General features: G+C 63.6%; 17 protein-coding genes. 10 read left to right on the top strand and 7 right to left on the bottom strand.

All coding sequences use genetic code 11. From position 1 onward, the window contains the following. The first annotated feature begins 7 nt into the window (after positions 1-7). A complete protein-coding gene (locus ACH2CW_RS12215; protein WP_395058464.1) occupies positions 8-1,063 on the top strand; it encodes an EamA family transporter in 1,056 nt (351 codons plus the stop codon). Between the two features lie 177 nt (positions 1,064-1,240). Here ACH2CW_RS12215 and ACH2CW_RS12210 read toward each other — a convergent pair whose 3' ends face one another. From ACH2CW_RS12210 to ACH2CW_RS12185, 6 genes are all read right to left on the bottom strand, one after another. Beyond that, positions 1,241-1,537, bottom strand: coding sequence for a hypothetical protein (locus tag ACH2CW_RS12210; protein WP_395058462.1), 297 nt, complete (start codon positions 1,535-1,537; stop codon positions 1,241-1,243). A 62-nt stretch (positions 1,538-1,599) separates the two neighbouring features. After that, positions 1,600-2,355: a TerC family protein gene (locus ACH2CW_RS12205; RefSeq protein WP_395058460.1), complete on the bottom strand. Its 756-nt coding sequence runs from the start codon at positions 2,353-2,355 to the stop codon at positions 1,600-1,602. A gap of 92 nt (positions 2,356-2,447) precedes the next feature. Beyond that, positions 2,448-2,807, bottom strand: coding sequence for a hypothetical protein (locus ACH2CW_RS12200; protein WP_395058458.1), 360 nt, complete (start codon positions 2,805-2,807; stop codon positions 2,448-2,450). Between the two features lie 118 nt (positions 2,808-2,925). Next, a complete protein-coding gene (locus tag ACH2CW_RS12195) occupies positions 2,926-4,110 on the bottom strand; it encodes an AI-2E family transporter (RefSeq protein WP_395058456.1) in 1,185 nt (394 codons plus the stop codon). Positions 4,111-4,247: 137 nt separating this feature from the next. Next, positions 4,248-4,991, bottom strand: a complete 744-nt coding sequence (locus ACH2CW_RS12190) for a LytR/AlgR family response regulator transcription factor (protein WP_395058454.1) — start codon at positions 4,989-4,991, stop codon at positions 4,248-4,250. Then, positions 4,988-6,049, bottom strand: coding sequence for a sensor histidine kinase (locus tag ACH2CW_RS12185; protein WP_395058452.1), 1,062 nt, complete (start codon positions 6,047-6,049; stop codon positions 4,988-4,990). The genes ACH2CW_RS12190 and ACH2CW_RS12185 overlap by 4 nt, the downstream gene beginning before the upstream one ends. Positions 6,050-6,283: 234 nt before the next feature. Here ACH2CW_RS12185 and argH point away from each other — a divergent pair, with 234 nt between their 5' ends. The 6 genes from argH to ACH2CW_RS12155 all read left to right on the top strand — a co-directional run bounded on the left by argH (position 6,284) and on the right by ACH2CW_RS12155 (position 13,769). Further along, the gene (gene argH / locus ACH2CW_RS12180) at positions 6,284-7,693 is read left to right on the top strand and encodes an argininosuccinate lyase (protein WP_395058450.1); all 1,410 of its coding nucleotides are present in this window, start codon (positions 6,284-6,286) and stop codon (positions 7,691-7,693) included. Between the two features lie 210 nt (positions 7,694-7,903). After that, entirely contained in the window at positions 7,904-9,058 is a 1,155-nt protein-coding gene (locus ACH2CW_RS12175) for an L-lactate dehydrogenase (RefSeq protein WP_395058448.1), read from the top strand. Positions 9,059-9,146: 88 nt separating this feature from the next. Continuing rightward, positions 9,147-9,524 (top strand): chorismate mutase, encoded by a 378-nt coding sequence (locus ACH2CW_RS12170; RefSeq protein WP_395058446.1) that lies wholly within the window; start codon positions 9,147-9,149, stop codon positions 9,522-9,524. Beyond that, positions 9,521-10,525 (top strand): Bug family tripartite tricarboxylate transporter substrate binding protein, encoded by a 1,005-nt coding sequence (locus ACH2CW_RS12165; protein ID WP_395058444.1) that lies wholly within the window; start codon positions 9,521-9,523, stop codon positions 10,523-10,525. Before ACH2CW_RS12170 ends, ACH2CW_RS12165 begins: the two co-directional genes overlap by 4 nt. Before the next feature lie 40 nt (positions 10,526-10,565). Further along, positions 10,566-12,494 (top strand): chorismate-binding protein, encoded by a 1,929-nt coding sequence (locus tag ACH2CW_RS12160; RefSeq protein WP_395058442.1) that lies wholly within the window; start codon positions 10,566-10,568, stop codon positions 12,492-12,494. Positions 12,495-12,569: 75 nt separating this feature from the next. Further along, positions 12,570-13,769: a Y-family DNA polymerase gene (locus ACH2CW_RS12155; RefSeq protein ID WP_395058440.1), complete on the top strand. Its 1,200-nt coding sequence runs from the start codon at positions 12,570-12,572 to the stop codon at positions 13,767-13,769. Positions 13,770-13,800: 31 nt separating this feature from the next. On the opposite strand, the gene ACH2CW_RS12150 is transcribed toward ACH2CW_RS12155, so the two are convergent. Next, on the bottom strand, positions 13,801-14,190 hold the full coding sequence (locus ACH2CW_RS12150; RefSeq protein WP_395058438.1) for a c-type cytochrome: 390 nt from the start codon (positions 14,188-14,190) through the stop codon (positions 13,801-13,803). Between the two features lie 284 nt (positions 14,191-14,474). Here ACH2CW_RS12150 and ACH2CW_RS12145 point away from each other — a divergent pair, with 284 nt between their 5' ends. The 3 genes from ACH2CW_RS12145 to ACH2CW_RS12135 all read left to right on the top strand — a co-directional run. Then, on the top strand, positions 14,475-15,410 hold the full coding sequence (locus ACH2CW_RS12145; protein WP_395058436.1) for a DUF3034 family protein: 936 nt from the start codon (positions 14,475-14,477) through the stop codon (positions 15,408-15,410). Positions 15,411-15,454: 44 nt separating this feature from the next. Further along, positions 15,455-15,895, top strand: a complete 441-nt coding sequence (locus ACH2CW_RS12140) for a group 1 truncated hemoglobin (RefSeq protein ID WP_395058434.1) — start codon at positions 15,455-15,457, stop codon at positions 15,893-15,895. Positions 15,896-15,919: 24 nt separating this feature from the next. Then, on the top strand, positions 15,920-16,425 hold a 506-nt coding region (locus ACH2CW_RS12135), incomplete at its 3' end, for a plastocyanin/azurin family copper-binding protein (protein ID WP_395058432.1).

Raw genomic sequence — 16,425 nt, 5'->3', positions numbered from 1 at the left:
CCGGCCTGTGCGTCGAGCGCATCTCTCGCTACCGGCCCTGCGCGGCGGCATCCTGGCCTTGCTGGCCGCCGCGCTGTTTGGCGTCAGCACCCCACTGATTCAGCGCTTCGGGGTGGGCCTGGGCGCGCTGACGACCGCCTCGCTGCTCTACGCGGGCGCTGCACTGGCGGGTGTGCTGTCGCGCCAGCGGGCGAGCCGCGAGGCACGCCTGGCGCGCGGCGATTTCCCACGGCTGTTGTCCATGGCTTTTCTGGGCGCGGTGATCGGGCCGGTCGCGCTGGCCTGGGGCCTTCAGCAGACAAGCGGGACTGGCGCCTCACTGATGCTGACGCTGGAAGCTTTTTTCACCGTTTTGCTGGCGCGTTACCTGTATGGCGAGACGGCGGACCGACGGGTTTGGCTGGCCATGCTTTTCTTGCTGGCAGGCGGCATCACGCTGGTGCTGGACCTGGGCAGTGCGGGGCGCAGCCAGCTCCTGGGCCTGTTGGCCGTGCTGCTGGCGACCGCCGCCTGGGGTGCCGACAATGCGCTGTCCCGCGCCCTGGCAGAACGCGACCCAGGGCAAGTCATTTTGGGCAAGGCGCTGCTGGGGACAACCGCCACGGGGATGCTCGCGGTCGTGTTCGGTGACCCCCTGCCAACGCTGAACGCCTCTCTGGCGCTTGTGGGCATTGGCGCAACCGGCTACGGCCTGAGTCTGCGCTTTTATCTGCTGGCGCAGCGCGCCTTCGGTGCGGCGCGCACCGGCTCTGTCTTTGCTTTCGCACCGTTTATTGGCGCTGCTCTGGCCATCGCGCTGGGTGACCGAAGCGGAAGCTGGCTCATGGCGGTGGCAGGTGTCTTGATGGTGCTCGGCGTGGTGCTGCATCTGGCCGAATCGCACGGGCATGACCATGCGCATGAAGCACTTGAGCACGAGCATGCCCACAGCCACGACGACGGACACCACACGCACTCCCACCCGAGCCAGGTCGTCGGATCCCACAGCCACCGGCATACCCATGAGCCGCTCAGGCATAGCCATCCGCATGTGCCTGACGCCCACCATCGGCATGAGCATTGACCAGCCTCGCGACCAACGAAAAGTCTGAGGCAAGCCATGCAGGCGGCGACCTGACACACCCCCAGGCTCACCGATCGCTATCAAACTGATAGCTGGATACGGCCACTGAATATGGGCTGGAGGTCGATTTGCCCGCGCACATCGCGGCCTGGGTCTGCCGTCACGCCTCCACGAGCCTCAAACCAGCGTAAAAAATACCAGCCACAGCACAGCCACCAAGGTCATGGCCAGGGTTCCCTGGCGCGACCGCCACACGGCCAGGGTCAAAAACAGGTTGTAGGGCACAAGGGAAAAGTGCAACGCGATCGCCAGGCCCAGTGACACCCCTTGGGCCATCAGCATCAGGACCACAAAGGCTGCGGCGAGGTTGATGCCAGTGCCGACCAGCAACATGTCACGCCAGAACAGCAAGCGCAGGGGCACCTGGCCGTGCCAGCGACGTGAAAAAAAACCGGTGAACCGCGAAACATTCACCGTTGTCATTCAGGGGCCGGTCGTGCTGTCGCAGCCGTCTGCAACAGCATGAAGGCCAGGTTTCATGGCTGCCCGGTTTCCGCAGCCTGCCGCTTGCTGCGCGCCCGGATGTTCAGCGCTTCCACCACCAGCGAAAACGCCATGGCTGCATAGATGTAGCCTTTGGGCACCGCCTGGTCAAAGGCTTCGGCGGTCAGCGCCATGCCGATCATGACCAGAAAGGCCAGCGCGAGAACCTTGACCGAAGGGTGACGATCGACAAACTCGCCGATGGGTTTGGCCGCCACAAGCATCACACCGACAGAGGTGATCACCGCAGCAATCATCACGCTGAGCTCGTCGACCATGCCCACCGCGGTGATGACCGAGTCGAGTGAGAAAACAATGTCGATCACTGCGATTTGTGCGATCACGGCCCAGAACAGTTTTGTACCGGCTGCCTTGACCGCTGCCGCATCGGCAGCGGGGGCATGCGGCTGCTCACGCGCCTCGACTTCGATAAAAATTTCATGCGTTGCCTTGTAGAGCAGAAACAGCCCACCCAATAACAACACCAGGTCGCGACCGCTGATGCCTTGGCCGGCAAAACTGAACAGGTCGGCTGTCAGGCCGATCACCCAGCTCAGCGTAAACAGAAGCAACAAGCGGGAGACCATCGCGAAACCGAGGCCGAGGCGCCGCGCCTTGTCACGGTGCTCCGGCGGCAGCCGACCCACCAGAATGGAGATAAAAATGATGTTGTCAATGCCGAGAACGATCTCCAGGGCAGTGAGCATCGCGAAGGCTATCCAGATGTTGGGGTCGAGAAGGAGGTCCATAGGTCAAGTTCTTGTCTGAGGAATGGCCAGGAGTGCAAACACACGCTGGTTGGTTAAGGATGATGAAGGCGCGGTTTATTCCACGCCAGTGTTCAAAGGAAAACGCCGAAAGGTCGAGGCGGGCGGCGCGGCCCCTCCATGACAGGCCGTAACGACCCTGCCTGGTCCATCCGGCCATAAGCCGTTGCCAGCAGGCCCTGAAATCCGCTGACGGTCAAGCCGCTCGCCAATTCCGGCAACTCCGGCAGCAGGTCCGCCAGCTGGGGGTCCGCGCTGTGGGGATCCGGCTTGCCATGACCCTCCATTTCAGTCAGAGAAAAGGCTATCGCAAGGGCACTCGCCTGGGACAGGCTGTCAGGGTTAGGGTTCGCGTCCAGGCTGTGCGGGAACACCATCAGCGCCCCCGACAGGATAAATTGTGCGCAGACGAGCAGGGCAAAAAGGCGGCGCATGGTTAAACGAGTTTAACTTTGAATGACGGAAGCGGTCCGGATATGACAAGAGAGCGCCGACAAGAGAGCGCCGACAAGAGAGCACCGACAGGCCAGCGCAGGAAGGTGGGAGCGCCAACTACGACCCCAGAAATTCTCCCACCGGCTTCAAATCGTCGACGCGGTCACACACCGACTTGACCATCATCATGATCGGGATGCCCAGCAGCAGCCCCCACACGCCCCAAAGCCAGCCCCAGGCCAGCAAGGCGACAAACACCGCCACCGGGCTGAGGCGGCTGGCGCGGCTGGTCAACCAGGGCGTCACGATGTTGCCGACGATGGTGTGGATCACCAGCGAGGCGCCGCCCACCAGCACCGCCATGTTGAGCGAGCCAAACTGCAGGAAACCAACCAGTGCCGAGGCCGCCGCCGTGATCAGGGAGCCGACATAGGGCACCAGGTTGAGCACGCCAGCGGCAATGCCCCAGACCGGCGCATTGTCGAGTCCGATGGCCCACAGGGCCAGCCAGGTCAGCACACCGACCAGCGCGCTGGTCAGCAGTTGCACCTGCAGGTAACGCTGGATTTGTCCGGTGATTTCATGCAGGGCCTGCAGCGTGATCTTCTTGCTGCTCAAGTTGGGGCCGGCCAGCTTGAGCATTTTGCGGCGGAAGGTGTCGCCCGACAGCATCAGAAAGTAGGTCAGAAAGATCACCACCGTGGTCTGACCGATCAGCGCGATCAGGCCAATGGTGCCGCTCCAGAGATAGTCCTTGACGTTGAAATTGGCCTTCTCAACCACCACTCGCGTCACACCACGGGTGGCGCCGGGCGCGGCGCCCTCCTGGGCGGCCTGTTCGATCTGGGTTGCCGCCTTTTGCACGGTGTCCAGCGTACTGGTGGATTTTCCACCGCTGCGCTTGAGTGCATTGCGGAATTTTTGGGCCGCCACAGGCAGCGACTCCACCATCGCGACCGCCTCGTCGCTGAGCGCATAGGCCGTTGTGCCCATGGCACCGAGAAGGGACAGCAGCACCACCGCCGCACCCAGCCAGCGCGGCACCCGCTTGAGCTCCATCCAGTTCACCAGCGGCGAGAAGGCGTAGCTGAAAAGAATGCTCAGCATCACCGGAATAAACACCGCCTTGGCCCAGTGCAGCACAAACAGCAGACCCAGGCCGGCCAGCACCATCAGCGACATGCTGCGGATGTCCACCGGCATGTGCAACATCAGGCGCTCCGGCTCAGGAAACGTTGTCACCTCCGGCGTAACGGGGGCTGCCTCGGGCAGATGGTTGTCATTCACGGTGGGTCTCCTCATCGGTGCCGGTGGCCAGCAAATTCAGCGTTGTGCACTTATTTCAACAGAGACAGACCGGGACCGCTGTAGGACGCCCGCGCGGGACGCTACCGGCTGCCAACCCACACCTTGCAACGGCCGCAAGCAGGCGTGAGGAATCAACCCGCGATGGCTTCACGCACCGCGCTGAGCTGGCGCCGCGACACCGCCAGCAATTCGTCGATGCCGTTGAGCCGCACCGCCCAGCCCTCGCCTTCTTCCGGGTCAAAGTGTTTTTCGAGTGCGCGCACAGCGCGCCGCGTCACCAGCGCGTTGCGGTGGATGCGCATGAACTGCGGATACCGCTCCTCCAGCTCATTGAGGCTGCCGTCGAGAATGTAGCTCCTGGTCACGGTCCGCACAGTGATGTACTTGAGCTCGGCCTTGAGGTACAACACCTCGGTCAGCGGCACCCGCTCGGTCCGGCCGCGGTCCTGAATGATCAGGCATTCCTCGGTCAAATCGGCCTGGAGCCCTTTACTCGCTTGGGCAAGGCGCTCTACTTTTTGTAGCGCCTGCTGCAAGCGTTCAAGCCGGACCGGTTTGGTCAGGTAGTCCACCGCCTCGATCTCGAAAGCCTGCACCGCGTGTTCGGAATGCGCCGTGACAAACACCACGGCTGGCGGCTGCGGCAATTGGGCAATGGTCTGGGCCAGCGTGATGCCGTCGACGCCGGGCATGCGGATGTCCAGCAACACCACGTCGAAGACCTCACGGCGCAGCGCGTCCATGGCCTGCACCGCGTGCGCCGCCTCGGCAGCCACACTTGCAGCCGGCGATGTGCAGTCGCCGAGCAGGGTGCGCAGGCGCGAACGCGCCAACGCCTCATCGTCCACGATCAATGCCCTGAGGGTTGTGGTCATAAGGGGATCTCCAGCCTCACCTGAAACATGCCGTCCCGAAACACGGTCTTGAACCGGGCCTGCACATCGTGCAGCAGCGCCAGGCGTTCGCGCACATTGGCCAGCGCGAGACCATGGCCGCGTTCGCCGACACCGGCCGGCGTTGAATTGGTGACCTTGATCACCACCATGCTGCCGCGCCGTACCGTGGATATTTTCACCTGCGCACCAACCGCGCTGGGCTCGACGCCGTGACGCACAGCGTTTTCGACCAGGGGCTGCAGCAGCAGCGGCGGCAGTTTGGCGGGGTTCGCTTCTGGATCGAGGTTCCACTGCACCTGCAGGCGCTCACCAAAACGGATTTGCTCGATGGCCATATAACGTTGCGCCAGTTCAATCTCCTGCCCCAGCGTGACGGATTCGGTGGCGTCGGCCAGCGCGTGGCGAAACAGCTCGCTCAGGTCTTCCAGCACCGACTCGGCCTTGGCCGGTTCAGCGCGCACCAGCGCAATCGCACTGTTGAGCGTGTTGAACAGAAAATGCGGCCGGATTCGCGACTGCAGCTCGGCGAGCCGCGCCGCCGTGGTCGCCGGCGTGCGGGCCTTGGCGCGCCAGACCAGTCCGGCCACCAGTACCGACGACAACAAGGCGCCGGCAGCAGCGCTGGCGGACCAGGGGGCCCGCTCCAGCAGGCCCATCATGACCAGCAGGCCGCAGCCGTACAGCCCCGCCAGTGCACCCATGACGATACCGGCCGCCCACTGGGCCGATGTACCCAGGCGCGCGAGGTAGCGCTTGAGCAGACAGGCCACGATCAACCAGGCCAGCGTGGCCGGCAAAACACCGCCGGTGAGCAGCGAAAAGCGCAACAGCCAGTCCACGAAGCTGCCTGCGCTGAACATGGCACCCACGCCGACCACCGCCTCGGCAAACAGCACCGCCCGCAGCACCACACCAACATTGCAGGCATCGAACACGATGACGCGTACCGGCGGGCGGTCCGACTCGTCGCCGGGCTGGCTGATGCCGCCCAGCATGGTGGACTCGCCAAACGAGGACAAATCGGTCTTGAGGCTCATGAAAGGGGCTGCCTGTAGGCCCCGGCAAGGGGCGGTAAATACATCGGTTACGGTTTGAGAGCAGACTTTTCAGGCGAATGGGGACGCAGATAAAATCAAGCTTCTAGTATTGCACCAGCAGCCGCCTTAAAACCGGCACCGACCCCGTACTTTCCCGCAAATCACCGCCTCCTGGCGCCCTTTCCAGCCGCACACGCACCCTGCCAACCCAGGGCAGCCCAAAGAAAGCCCGACGTGAGTCAACTCGACAAGAAATCCGAAGCCTGGTCCGCCCTGTTCTCCGAACCCATGAGCGATCTGGTCAAGCGTTACACCGCCAGCGTGTTTTTTGACAAGCGCCTGTGGCAAGCCGACATTGCCGGTTCGCTGGCGCATGCCGAGATGTTGGCGGCGCAAAAAATCCTCGGGGCCGCTGACCATGCGGCCATCCAGCAGGGTCTGGCGCAGATCACCAGGGACATTGAATCGGGCGCCTTTGAATGGAAGCTGGACCTGGAAGACGTGCACCTGAACATCGAGGCTCGCCTGACCCAGCTTGTCGGCGACGCCGGCAAACGGCTGCACACCGGCCGCAGCCGCAACGACCAGGTCGCCACCGATGTGCGCCTGTGGCTGCGCGGCGAGATCGACCTGATCAGCGCCTTGCTGACCGACCTGCAGAAGGCACTGGTCGATATTGCTGAAAAAAACGTCGAGGTGATCCTGCCCGGCTTCACGCATCTGCAGGTGGCCCAGCCGGTCAGCTTTGGCCACCACATGCTGGCCTATGTGGAGATGTTCGCGCGTGATACCGAGCGCCTGCAGGATGTGCGTAAACGCGTTAACCGCCTGCCGCTGGGCGCGGCCGCGCTGGCCGGCACCAGCTACCCACTGGACCGTGAACGTGTCGCCAGAACCCTGGGCATGGTCGATGCACAGGGCCAACCACAGGTCTGCCAGAACAGCCTGGACGCGGTCAGCGACCGTGACTTTGCGATTGAATTCACCGCCGCTGCATCGCTGGCCATGGTGCACATCAGCCGCATGAGCGAAGAGCTGATTTTGTGGATGAGCCAGAACTTCGGCTTCATCGAGATTGCCGACCGCTTCACCACCGGCTCGTCCATCATGCCGCAGAAGAAGAACCCCGATGTGCCTGAGCTGGCGCGCGGAAAAACCGGCCGGGTGGTCGGGCACCTGATGGGCCTGATCACCCTGATGAAAGGCCAGCCGCTGGCCTATAACAAGGACAACCAGGAAGACAAGGAACCACTGTTTGACACGGTGGACACCCTGAAGGACACGCTGCGGATTTTTGCCGAGATGGTGGGCGGCATCACCGTCAAACCCGACGCCATGGAACGCGCCGCCCTCAAGGGGTATGCCACCGCGACCGACCTGGCCGATTACATGGTCAAGAAGGGCCTGCCTTTCCGCGATGCGCACGAGGCCGTGGCCCATGCGGTGAAGGCCGCGATCTCGCACGCCGTCGATTTGTCCGAGCTGCCACTGGCCGTGCTGCAGCAGTTCAACCCGAAGATCGAGAAAGACGTGTACGACGTGCTGAGCCTGCGCGGCTCACTGAACGCCCGCAACACGCTGGGCGGCACTGCACCGGCGCAGGTGCGGGCGCAGATTGCCCGGCACCGCGCGCGCCTGGCCTGAGCTCTGCGCCAAGGGGGCTCAAGGACACTTGCAGCGTGGCTCTTGTCGAGCCGCTGAGCGCTTGCCGCGCCGGGCCACCGCCCCTTGCAACAGGGGAAAGATGCGTGCACGGGTGTGAAATAAATTCGGCAACTTGTGTTCACGCGCAAATTTCTTCAACCCGTGCCGATGCCAAAGCCGCTACCATCATCTCTCCAAGGAGTCCAGCCCATGACCGTGATCACCACCATCGAAGACTTGCGCGTCCTCGCCAAAAAACGCGTGCCGCGCATGTTCTACGACTACGCCGACTCGGGCTCATGGACGGAAAGCACCTACCGGGCCAACACCAGCGACTTCCAGGCCATCAAGCTGCGTCAGCGTGTGGCGGTCAACATGGAAAACCGCAGCACCGCCACGCAAATGATCGGTCAGAAAGTGGCCATGCCGGTGGCGATTGCGCCCACCGGGCTGACCGGCATGCAACATGCCGACGGTGAGATCCTGGGCGCGCGCGCGGCCAAAAAATTCGGCATTCCCTTCACGCTCTCGACCATGAGCATCTGCTCGATCGAGGACATCGCGCAAGCCACCGACCGGCATCCGTTCTGGTTCCAGCTCTATGTGATGAAGGACCGCGGTTTCATCGAGCGCCTGATTGACCGCGCCAAGGCCGCCAACTGTTCGGCGCTGGTGCTCACGCTGGATCTGCAAATCCTTGGTCAGCGCCACAAGGACCTGAAAAACGGCCTGTCGGCGCCACCCAAACTGACGGTTGCCAACATCCTCAACCTGATGACCAAGCCGCGCTGGTGTCTGGGCATGGCTGGCACGCCCCGCCGACAGTTCGGCAACATCGTGGGCCACGTGCAGGGCGTGGACAACATGGGGTCACTCTCGGAGTGGACCGCCAAGCAGTTCGACCCCGGCCTGAACTGGGGCGATGTCGAGTGGATCAAGAAACGCTGGGGCGGCAAGCTGATCCTCAAGGGCATCCAGGACATCGAGGACGCGAGGCTGGCCGTCGATTCGGGCGCTGACGCGCTGATCGTCTCGAACCACGGCGGCCGCCAGCTCGACGGCGCCGAGTCGTCGATACGCGCACTGCCGGCCATCGTCGAAGCGGTGGGCCAGCGCATCGAGGTGCACATGGACGGCGGCATCCGCAGCGGCCAGGACGTGCTCAAGGCGCGCGCGCTGGGCGCCAAAGGCACTTACATTGGCCGCTCATTTCTTTACGGTCTGGGCGCCATGGGTGAAGAAGGCGTGACCAAGGCGCTGCAGATCATTCACCGCGAACTGGATTTGACGATGGCTTTTTGCGGCCACACCAACATCGAAACGGTGGACAAGGGCATTTTGTTGCCGGGCACGTTTCCGACCTGACCCGGCTGACGTTCCGGCTGGGGAATGCCCCGATGACAGGCCGCCGGCAAAGAAATAAGCTTGCTTATTAATCGTCGAGGCATCTTTCATGACTTCCCCCCAGGAACCTCCGGTCGATTCCCCACCGGTGCGCCGTTTCAAGGACCCCGCTTATGTCGAGGTCGCGCCGACGCTGGCCGGATTGCGCCAGCGCATCGACACGCTGGACGAGCAGATCGTCGCGCTGCTGGCCGAACGCGCCTTGTGTGTGCGGGATGCCACCCGCTTCAAGCGCGACAGTTTTCAGGTGGCTGCACCGGCGCGTCAAGCGCAGGTGTTTGCACGGGTACGGGCCCTGGCCGCACCGCATGAGCCCGCCTTCCCCGGCTTGTCCGATATCGTCGAATCTACCTACCGCACCCTGGTCGCCGGCTACATCGCCGGCGAAGGGGAGTTTTTTGCCGCCACTGAACCGATCACATCATGAACACTTCCCCTGTCAGCCGTTTCCCCCTCACCCGCCTGCTGGCACGTTGCGCCGTGGCGACTACTCTCGCGCTGGCCGCCGTCGGCGCCATGGCGCAGCCAGCGTGGCCGAACAAACCCGTGCGCATCATCGTGCCTTACGGCGCGGGCTCGTCACCCGACGTGATCGCACGCATCGTGGCCGAAAAACTCGCACCGCGCCTGGGCCAGCCGGTCATCATTGAAAACCGCGCCGGTGGCGGCGGCAACAACGGCACCGGCATGGTCGCCAAGGCGGCCGGCGACGGCTACACCTATGTCATCAGCACCAACGGCCCGCTGGTCTACAACACCGTGCTGTACAAAAAGTTGCCCTATGACCCGTTCACCGAGCTGCGCCCGGTGGTGCTGGCCGGCGGCCAGGCCAATATCTGTGCGGTGCGCTCGGATTCCGGGATCACCACCCTCCAGGAGCTGGTCGCGGCAATGAAAAAAGAACCTGGCAAGTTCAACTTCTCGTCCACCGGCGTCGGCAGCCTGTCGCAGCTCGGTGTGGAACTGCTCAAAGTGAAGACCAACACCTTTGCGGTGCACATTCCTTATGCCTCCTCACCGCTCGCCATCCTGGCCATCCTGCAGGGCGACGTGCAGTTTGCCTGCGTGCCGGCGGTGGCGGTGATCCCGCAGGTCAAGGCCGGCAAGATGCGCACGCTGGCCGTTTCAACGGCCAAACGCAGCCAGCTCACACCCGACATCCCGACCATGAAGGAAGCCGGCCTGCCCGAAATCGAGAACCTGGCCTGGATGGCCATCATGGCCCCGGCCACCACACCCAACGAGATCGTGCAGCGCATGAACACCGAGATCAACGCCGTGCTGGCCATGCCCGATGTCAAGGAAAAACTGCATGCCCAGTACATGGAGCCGATCGGTGGCTCCGAGCAGGACCTGCAGCGCTTCATGCAGCAGGAGCTACGCGTGATGACGCCCATCATCAAGCGCACTGGCATTTCGATTGACTGACCATCGAATGATCCTCGAATGACCATCGGGTGAGGCGAACATGATCGCCCTGCGCATCAAGCGCAGTGCCGCCACCGCGACGCAGGCCGGGCAGGCGCTGGCGCTGCTGGAGGAACAGCCCGGCATTTATTTCGGCGTGGACGCTGGCATCCATGGCCTGCACCCGCTGCAGGCGACGCTGCTGACCGGCCCTGCGCTGGCCCTGCATCTTTACGGTGACGGCGTGGAGGTCGAAGTACGCACCGGCTTCGGCCAGCGCCTGCTGGCTCAGCCAGCGCTTGCAAGCTGGCAAGCCGGACTGACACGCGGGTCCGGCGCCTGTACACTTGCCGCGCTGCGCGGTTTTCTGGCTTGTTTCGCGCCTTCGCCCGATGTTTTGCTGCTGGGCGCGCTGCCCTTTGCGGCACATCGCCTGGCGGCGGGCGATAAATGGGCTGATTCCCTGGGCGTTCTTTTTTTCGGCGAGCAACTGTACAGACGCGATGCGGCGGGCGCATGGCAGTTGCTGCATTTGAGCCTGGCCGGCGCCGCGGAGGGCGACGCAGCAGCTCCGTCCGCCGCAGTGGCTGGACCGGAGTCCAGCACGCCGGACCCGCAGGACGATCACCCGCCCGGCGGCTACGCCGACATGGTTCGGCGCGCGCTGCCCTGTCTGGAAGGCAGCGCACTGGTGTCGCTGACACTGAGCCAGAGTTACCGGCGCCGCGTGAAGATGCCGGCGGTACAGGCTTTCGAGCGGCTGCGCGCAGCCAACCCGGCGCCCGCCAGTTTTTTTGTCAACGACGGCAGCGGGCAGCGCCTGTTCGGTGCCTCACCCGACCTGCAACTTGTCATCAGCTCGGGCACGGTCCAAAGCCTGCCGGTGTGCGGCACGGTGGCGCGCCGGCCCGGTGCCACCGGCGAAGCCGAGTCGCTGCGCGAACTGCTCAATGAAGAGGTAGACGCGGCGTCGCTCGCGGTGTGCACCGACGCCCTGCGCAACGATCTGGCGCCGCTGTGCGCGCCCGGCTCGCTGCAACTGCTGAACCGGCGCCATCCGATGTCGCTGGCCACGGTGGTACATGCGGTGGACCGGATCGAAGGAAAACTGCGCGAAGGCGTCGATGCCTGGGACGCCATTGCCGCAACGGCCGCGCCGGTGATGGTGACCGGCACGCCACGCAGGCAAGCGCTGAAAGCCATCGCCCAGCTTGAAGCCAGCCCGCGCGGCTGGTACGGCGGGCTGGTGGTGCAGGTCGCCAGCAATGGGGATGCGCTGGCAGGCACCATCCTGCGCGCCGCAGCGGTCAACAACGGCGTGGCTGAAGTGCGTACCGGCGGCGACCTGATGGCCGACTCTTCGCCCGAGCGCGAGGAGCAGGAGTCGCGGCTCAAGACACGATCGCTGTGGCGCGCCTTCGGCCTGGAAACAGTCGCCGGGCCGGAGGGAGTGCCAGACAACATCACCGCCCCCGGCCAGGTTCGCCTGATCGACGCGGCCGATCCATTTGCCGAGTCCATGCGTGACTGCCTGCTGGGTCTGGGCATGGCCCTGAGCGCTGATGCCACCTGTGCCTTGCTGCTGGGACCGGACGAGGTGCCCGATGGCCAGCCGCAGCATCTGGTGGCGGTTGGCGACGCGGCCCTGCGTTTGCTGGGCCGCAGCGGGTGGCGCGTGTGCGCCAGCCGGCCGGAACACGGACGCACCCTGCGCTGCCAGGCCACGGCAGCCGCCCCTTGGACCCACGCCGGGGAATTTACCGCTGCACGGTATGCCAGTTATGCGCTCCAGGCAGGTGACACGCCATCGGGCTGGCAAACCTGGGCGCTGGATACACAAGGCCAGCCGGTTGCGCTGGCCCATGCCGGCAGGCGGCTGGTGTGCCTGCTGTTTCGGCCTGATTCGATGTTGTCGGATCCGCAGGCACGGCAGGTGCTGCGTGCGGCGCTGGCCTTTGCGGGCGCGCCGGTGGCCAACACCGAAGGCTGATCGGGCTATGCTTGCCGGGTGAGCGACTCGCCCCCTTCTTCTCCAGCTAAACCGCGCCGCATCGCGCATCTCGATATGGACGCTTTTTTTGCGTCTATCGAGTTGCTGCGATACCCGCAGCTCAAGGGCCTGCCGGTGGTTATAGGCGGCGGGCGGCGCAAGGTCGACGAGGCGATACGCGCCGACCCGGAGCGCGCGCTGCGTTTCATCCCGGTCGCCGAATTTCCGCTCCTCAAGGACTATGTGGGCCGCGGCGTCATCACCACCGCCACCTACGCCGCGCGGCAGTTCGGCGTGGGGTCCGCCATGGGCATGATGAAAGCGGCCAAACTCTGTCCGCAGGCCATCGTGCTGCCGGTGGACTTTGACGAGGTGCGCAAGTACTCGCGCCTGTTCAAAAGCACCATCATGGAGATCGCCCCGGTGATGCAGGACCGCGGCGTGGACGAGGTCTACATCGACTTCACCGACGTGCCTGGCGGCCAGCGCGAGGGCGGGCGGGTGCTGGCGCGGTTGATCCAGAAAGCAATTTTTGAAGCCACCGGCCTGACCTGCTCCATCGGTGTCGCGCCGAACCGGCTGCTGGCGAAGATGGCCAGCGAGTTCAACAAACCCAACGGCATCTCGATTGTTCATGAGGCCGACCTGCAGGACAAAATCTGGCCGCTCAATGTACGCAAGATCAACGGCATCGGCCCCAAGGCTGGCGAGAAACTGGCGAAGCTGCACATCCACACCATCGGTGAACTCGCCGCGCAGGACGTGGGCTGGCTGGTCGACAACTTCGGCAAGGCCACCGGCGCCTGGATGCACGCCGTGGCCTGGGGCCGCGATGACAGCCCGGTCGTCACCGAGAGCGAACCGGTCAGCATGAGCCGCGAGACCACCTTTGAGCGTGACCTGCACGCGGTGCGCGACAAGGCAGCGCTGGGCGCGATCTTCACCGACCTGTGCACACGTCTGGCCGACGATTTACAGCGCAAGGGCTACGTTGCCAAAACCATAGGCATCAAGCTGCGGTATGAGGACTTCAAAATCGCCACGCGTGATCAGACGGCGGCGTTTTATACCGCCGACGCTCCAACCATTCGCAAGCTGGCCGGACAGTGCCTGAAGCGGGTGCCTTTGAACCAGCGCCTGCGCCTGCTGGGCGTTAGGGCGGCAAGCCTCGTGAAAGCCGGCGACACTCCGGGTGATGAAGCAAATCGGCCTCTAGCCCATACCCAACAAGCGCAAGCAGCTCCTGCTTTGATAGCAAATGAGCAGCTTTTCTGAAGTCTGCCCGAGACCGGGCTGATCAACCGGTCTATTTCAGCGTGGCCAGATAGGCAATCAGGTCGGCCCGCTCCTGCGCATCGCTCACCTGAAAGCCCATGCGCTGGCCAACCACCAGATCCTCCGGGTCTTCGAGCCAGACATTTAATGTCTGTGGCGTCCAGCGCAAGCGCGACTGCGCCATTTCGTCAGAGTATTTGTAACCCTTGAGGCCGCCGACCCGGCGGCCCAGCAGGCCCCGGTGCGCCGGGCCGATCTTGTTGCTGTCGACCGCATGGCAAGCGGTGCAGCGAGCCTGGTAAAGCGCCATGCCGCGTTGCACGTCGCCAGCCGCTGGTGTCTGCCACTCACGCGCGCCGGTGTTTTGCGCCCAGACAGAACCGGCCGTCAACATCAACACGAGCATCCAGGCCGCTTTCATGCGGTGAACGCCGCAACAGCAGGGGCCAGAACAAATGGGCGTGGGTCAACTAGGCGCGGCATAAGGTTCTCCTGAAAATAGGACCTGAAAGGTCGGTGATTTGCCTCAAAACATACGTGCAGCAAGCTGCTGCGGATTCACCACACGCCCAAGTTGTAACGCTGATAGTCGCAAAAAGAGTCACTTTTTTTGAATCCAGGGCCAAATAATGTCCGTATCGTCACGGTACATCTGATTACATTTCCCCACCGCTAGATCTTTACGTCACAAAAAAGGAGCGCCCCATGAAGCTGAAATTTGCCCCCCACCTCGTTGCCGCCTGCACCGCCATGATTTGCGCTGGCGCCAGCGTTTCCGCCCATGCCGATACCGGCAAACTGCTGCTCACCGGGGGGGTCAGCAGCATCGACGGCGCCGCCGGCGGCGGCCTGACCCCGTGGGCGGTGATCGGCAGCAATGCCACCGAGGGTGAAATCGGCGGCACCGCCTTTGTGACCACCGCCCGCACCAAGGACTATGGCCTGAACGTCGTCGGCGCCTCCGTCGGCATCCATGACCGTTATGAGTTGTCGATTGCCCAGCAGGACTTCAAGACTGGCGTCACCGGCACCGCGCTGGGTTTGCCAGGCCTGCGCCTGAAACAGACCATTGTGGGCGCCAAGGTGCGTGTCGCGGGCGATGCCATCCTGGACGCCGACACCCTGATGCCGCAAATCGCCGTCGGCGTCGAATTCAAGAACCTGGGCTCCACCGGCCTGGACGGCACCCTGCGTGCATTGGGTGCCAAACGCGACGGCGTGGACCTCTATGTCAGCGCGACCAAGCTGTTCCTGGGCCAAAGCCTGTTGGTCAACGGCACCTTGCGTGCCACCAAAGCCAACCAGAACGGTCTGCTCGGTTTTGGCGCCACCCTGGGCGGCGGCAGCAACAACAGCTACAGCCTGCAGCCAGAGTTCTCGGTCGCCTACCTGATCAGTAAAAACGTGGCCATCGGCGCCGAATACCGCTTCATGCGCAACAAGCTGGAAACCGCCGGCCGCGCTGCTGGTCTGGGCAACGGCCTGCGTTCGGAAGACTGGAAAGACATCTTCATCGCCTGGGCGCCGAACAAAAACGTCTCTGTCACGCTGGCTTATGTGGACCTGGGCGTGATCGTGCCCGCCACCACCGCCAGCCGCAAGCAAACGGGCTACTACCTGTCAGCCCAGCTCGCCTTCTGAGCGTCTGCTTCATCGCACCTTCTTAAACCCTTCAAGGAATTGACATGAAAAAAACCCTTCTCTCCCTCGTGCTGGCCGCCTCCGGCCTGCTGATGGCTGGTGCCTCCTCTGCGCAAACCGCGTCCAACGACCAGCTTTACAAGGCTTTTGGCGAAAAAGCCGGCCTGGTCTCCCTGATGGACGACTTCATGGTCCGGCTGCTGGCCGACCCACGCACCGGCCCGCATTTCAAGCCGTCCAACCAGCAGCGCGTCAAGGAACAACTGGTTGACCAGCTCTGCCAGCTCTCCGGCGGCCCCTGCGTCTACAAGGGTGCCGACATGAAAAGCGCCCACGCCAACCTGGACATCAAGAAGTCAGACTTCAATGCGCTGGTCGAGGTGCTGCAGCAAAGCATGGACGCCAAAGGCATTCCTTTCCGCACGCAAAACCAGATGCTGGCGTTGCTGGCACCGATGCACCGCGATACCATCACGGTTCGTTAATTCCCCTAACCGATTGCCCTCATCATGAAAAAATCCATCATCTCCCTGGCGCTGACCGTCCTGACCGGCTGGGCGAGCGCCGGCAACCTGCAGGTGCTGGTGTTGGACAAAGAGGGCAAGCCGGTGCAGGACGCTGTGGTGGTGGTCATGCCTGTCAACAAGGGAACGCCCAAGACGGCGCTGCCCACGCAGGTGACCATCAACCAGGAAAAAATGCGCTTCATTCCAGCGATCAGCGTGGTGGCGGTGGGAACCAAGGCCGTGTTTGTCAACAACGACCCCTGGGAACACCATGTGCGCGCCTCGGCCGCCGGATTTGCCCAGTTCAACGCCGCCAGCAGCGGCGGTTTTGAACTGCGGCTCGACGGCAAACCGGAGGGCAAGCCGGGCAAAACCGCCGAAGCGGTGTTTGAAAAAGCCGGGGCCGTGCTGCTGGGCTGCCACATCCACGGTTCCATGCGAGGCCATGTGTATGTCAGCGAGTCGCCCTGGACCGTACTGACGGGCGCCGATGGCATCGCCAATGTCGA

The sequence above is a fragment of the Polaromonas sp. genome (assembly GCF_043778355.1).
GTDB lineage: Bacteria > Pseudomonadota > Gammaproteobacteria > Burkholderiales > Burkholderiaceae_C > Polaromonas.
Note: the sequence above shows the minus strand (reverse complement) of the source record. Positions and strands in the feature narration are given on the sequence as shown.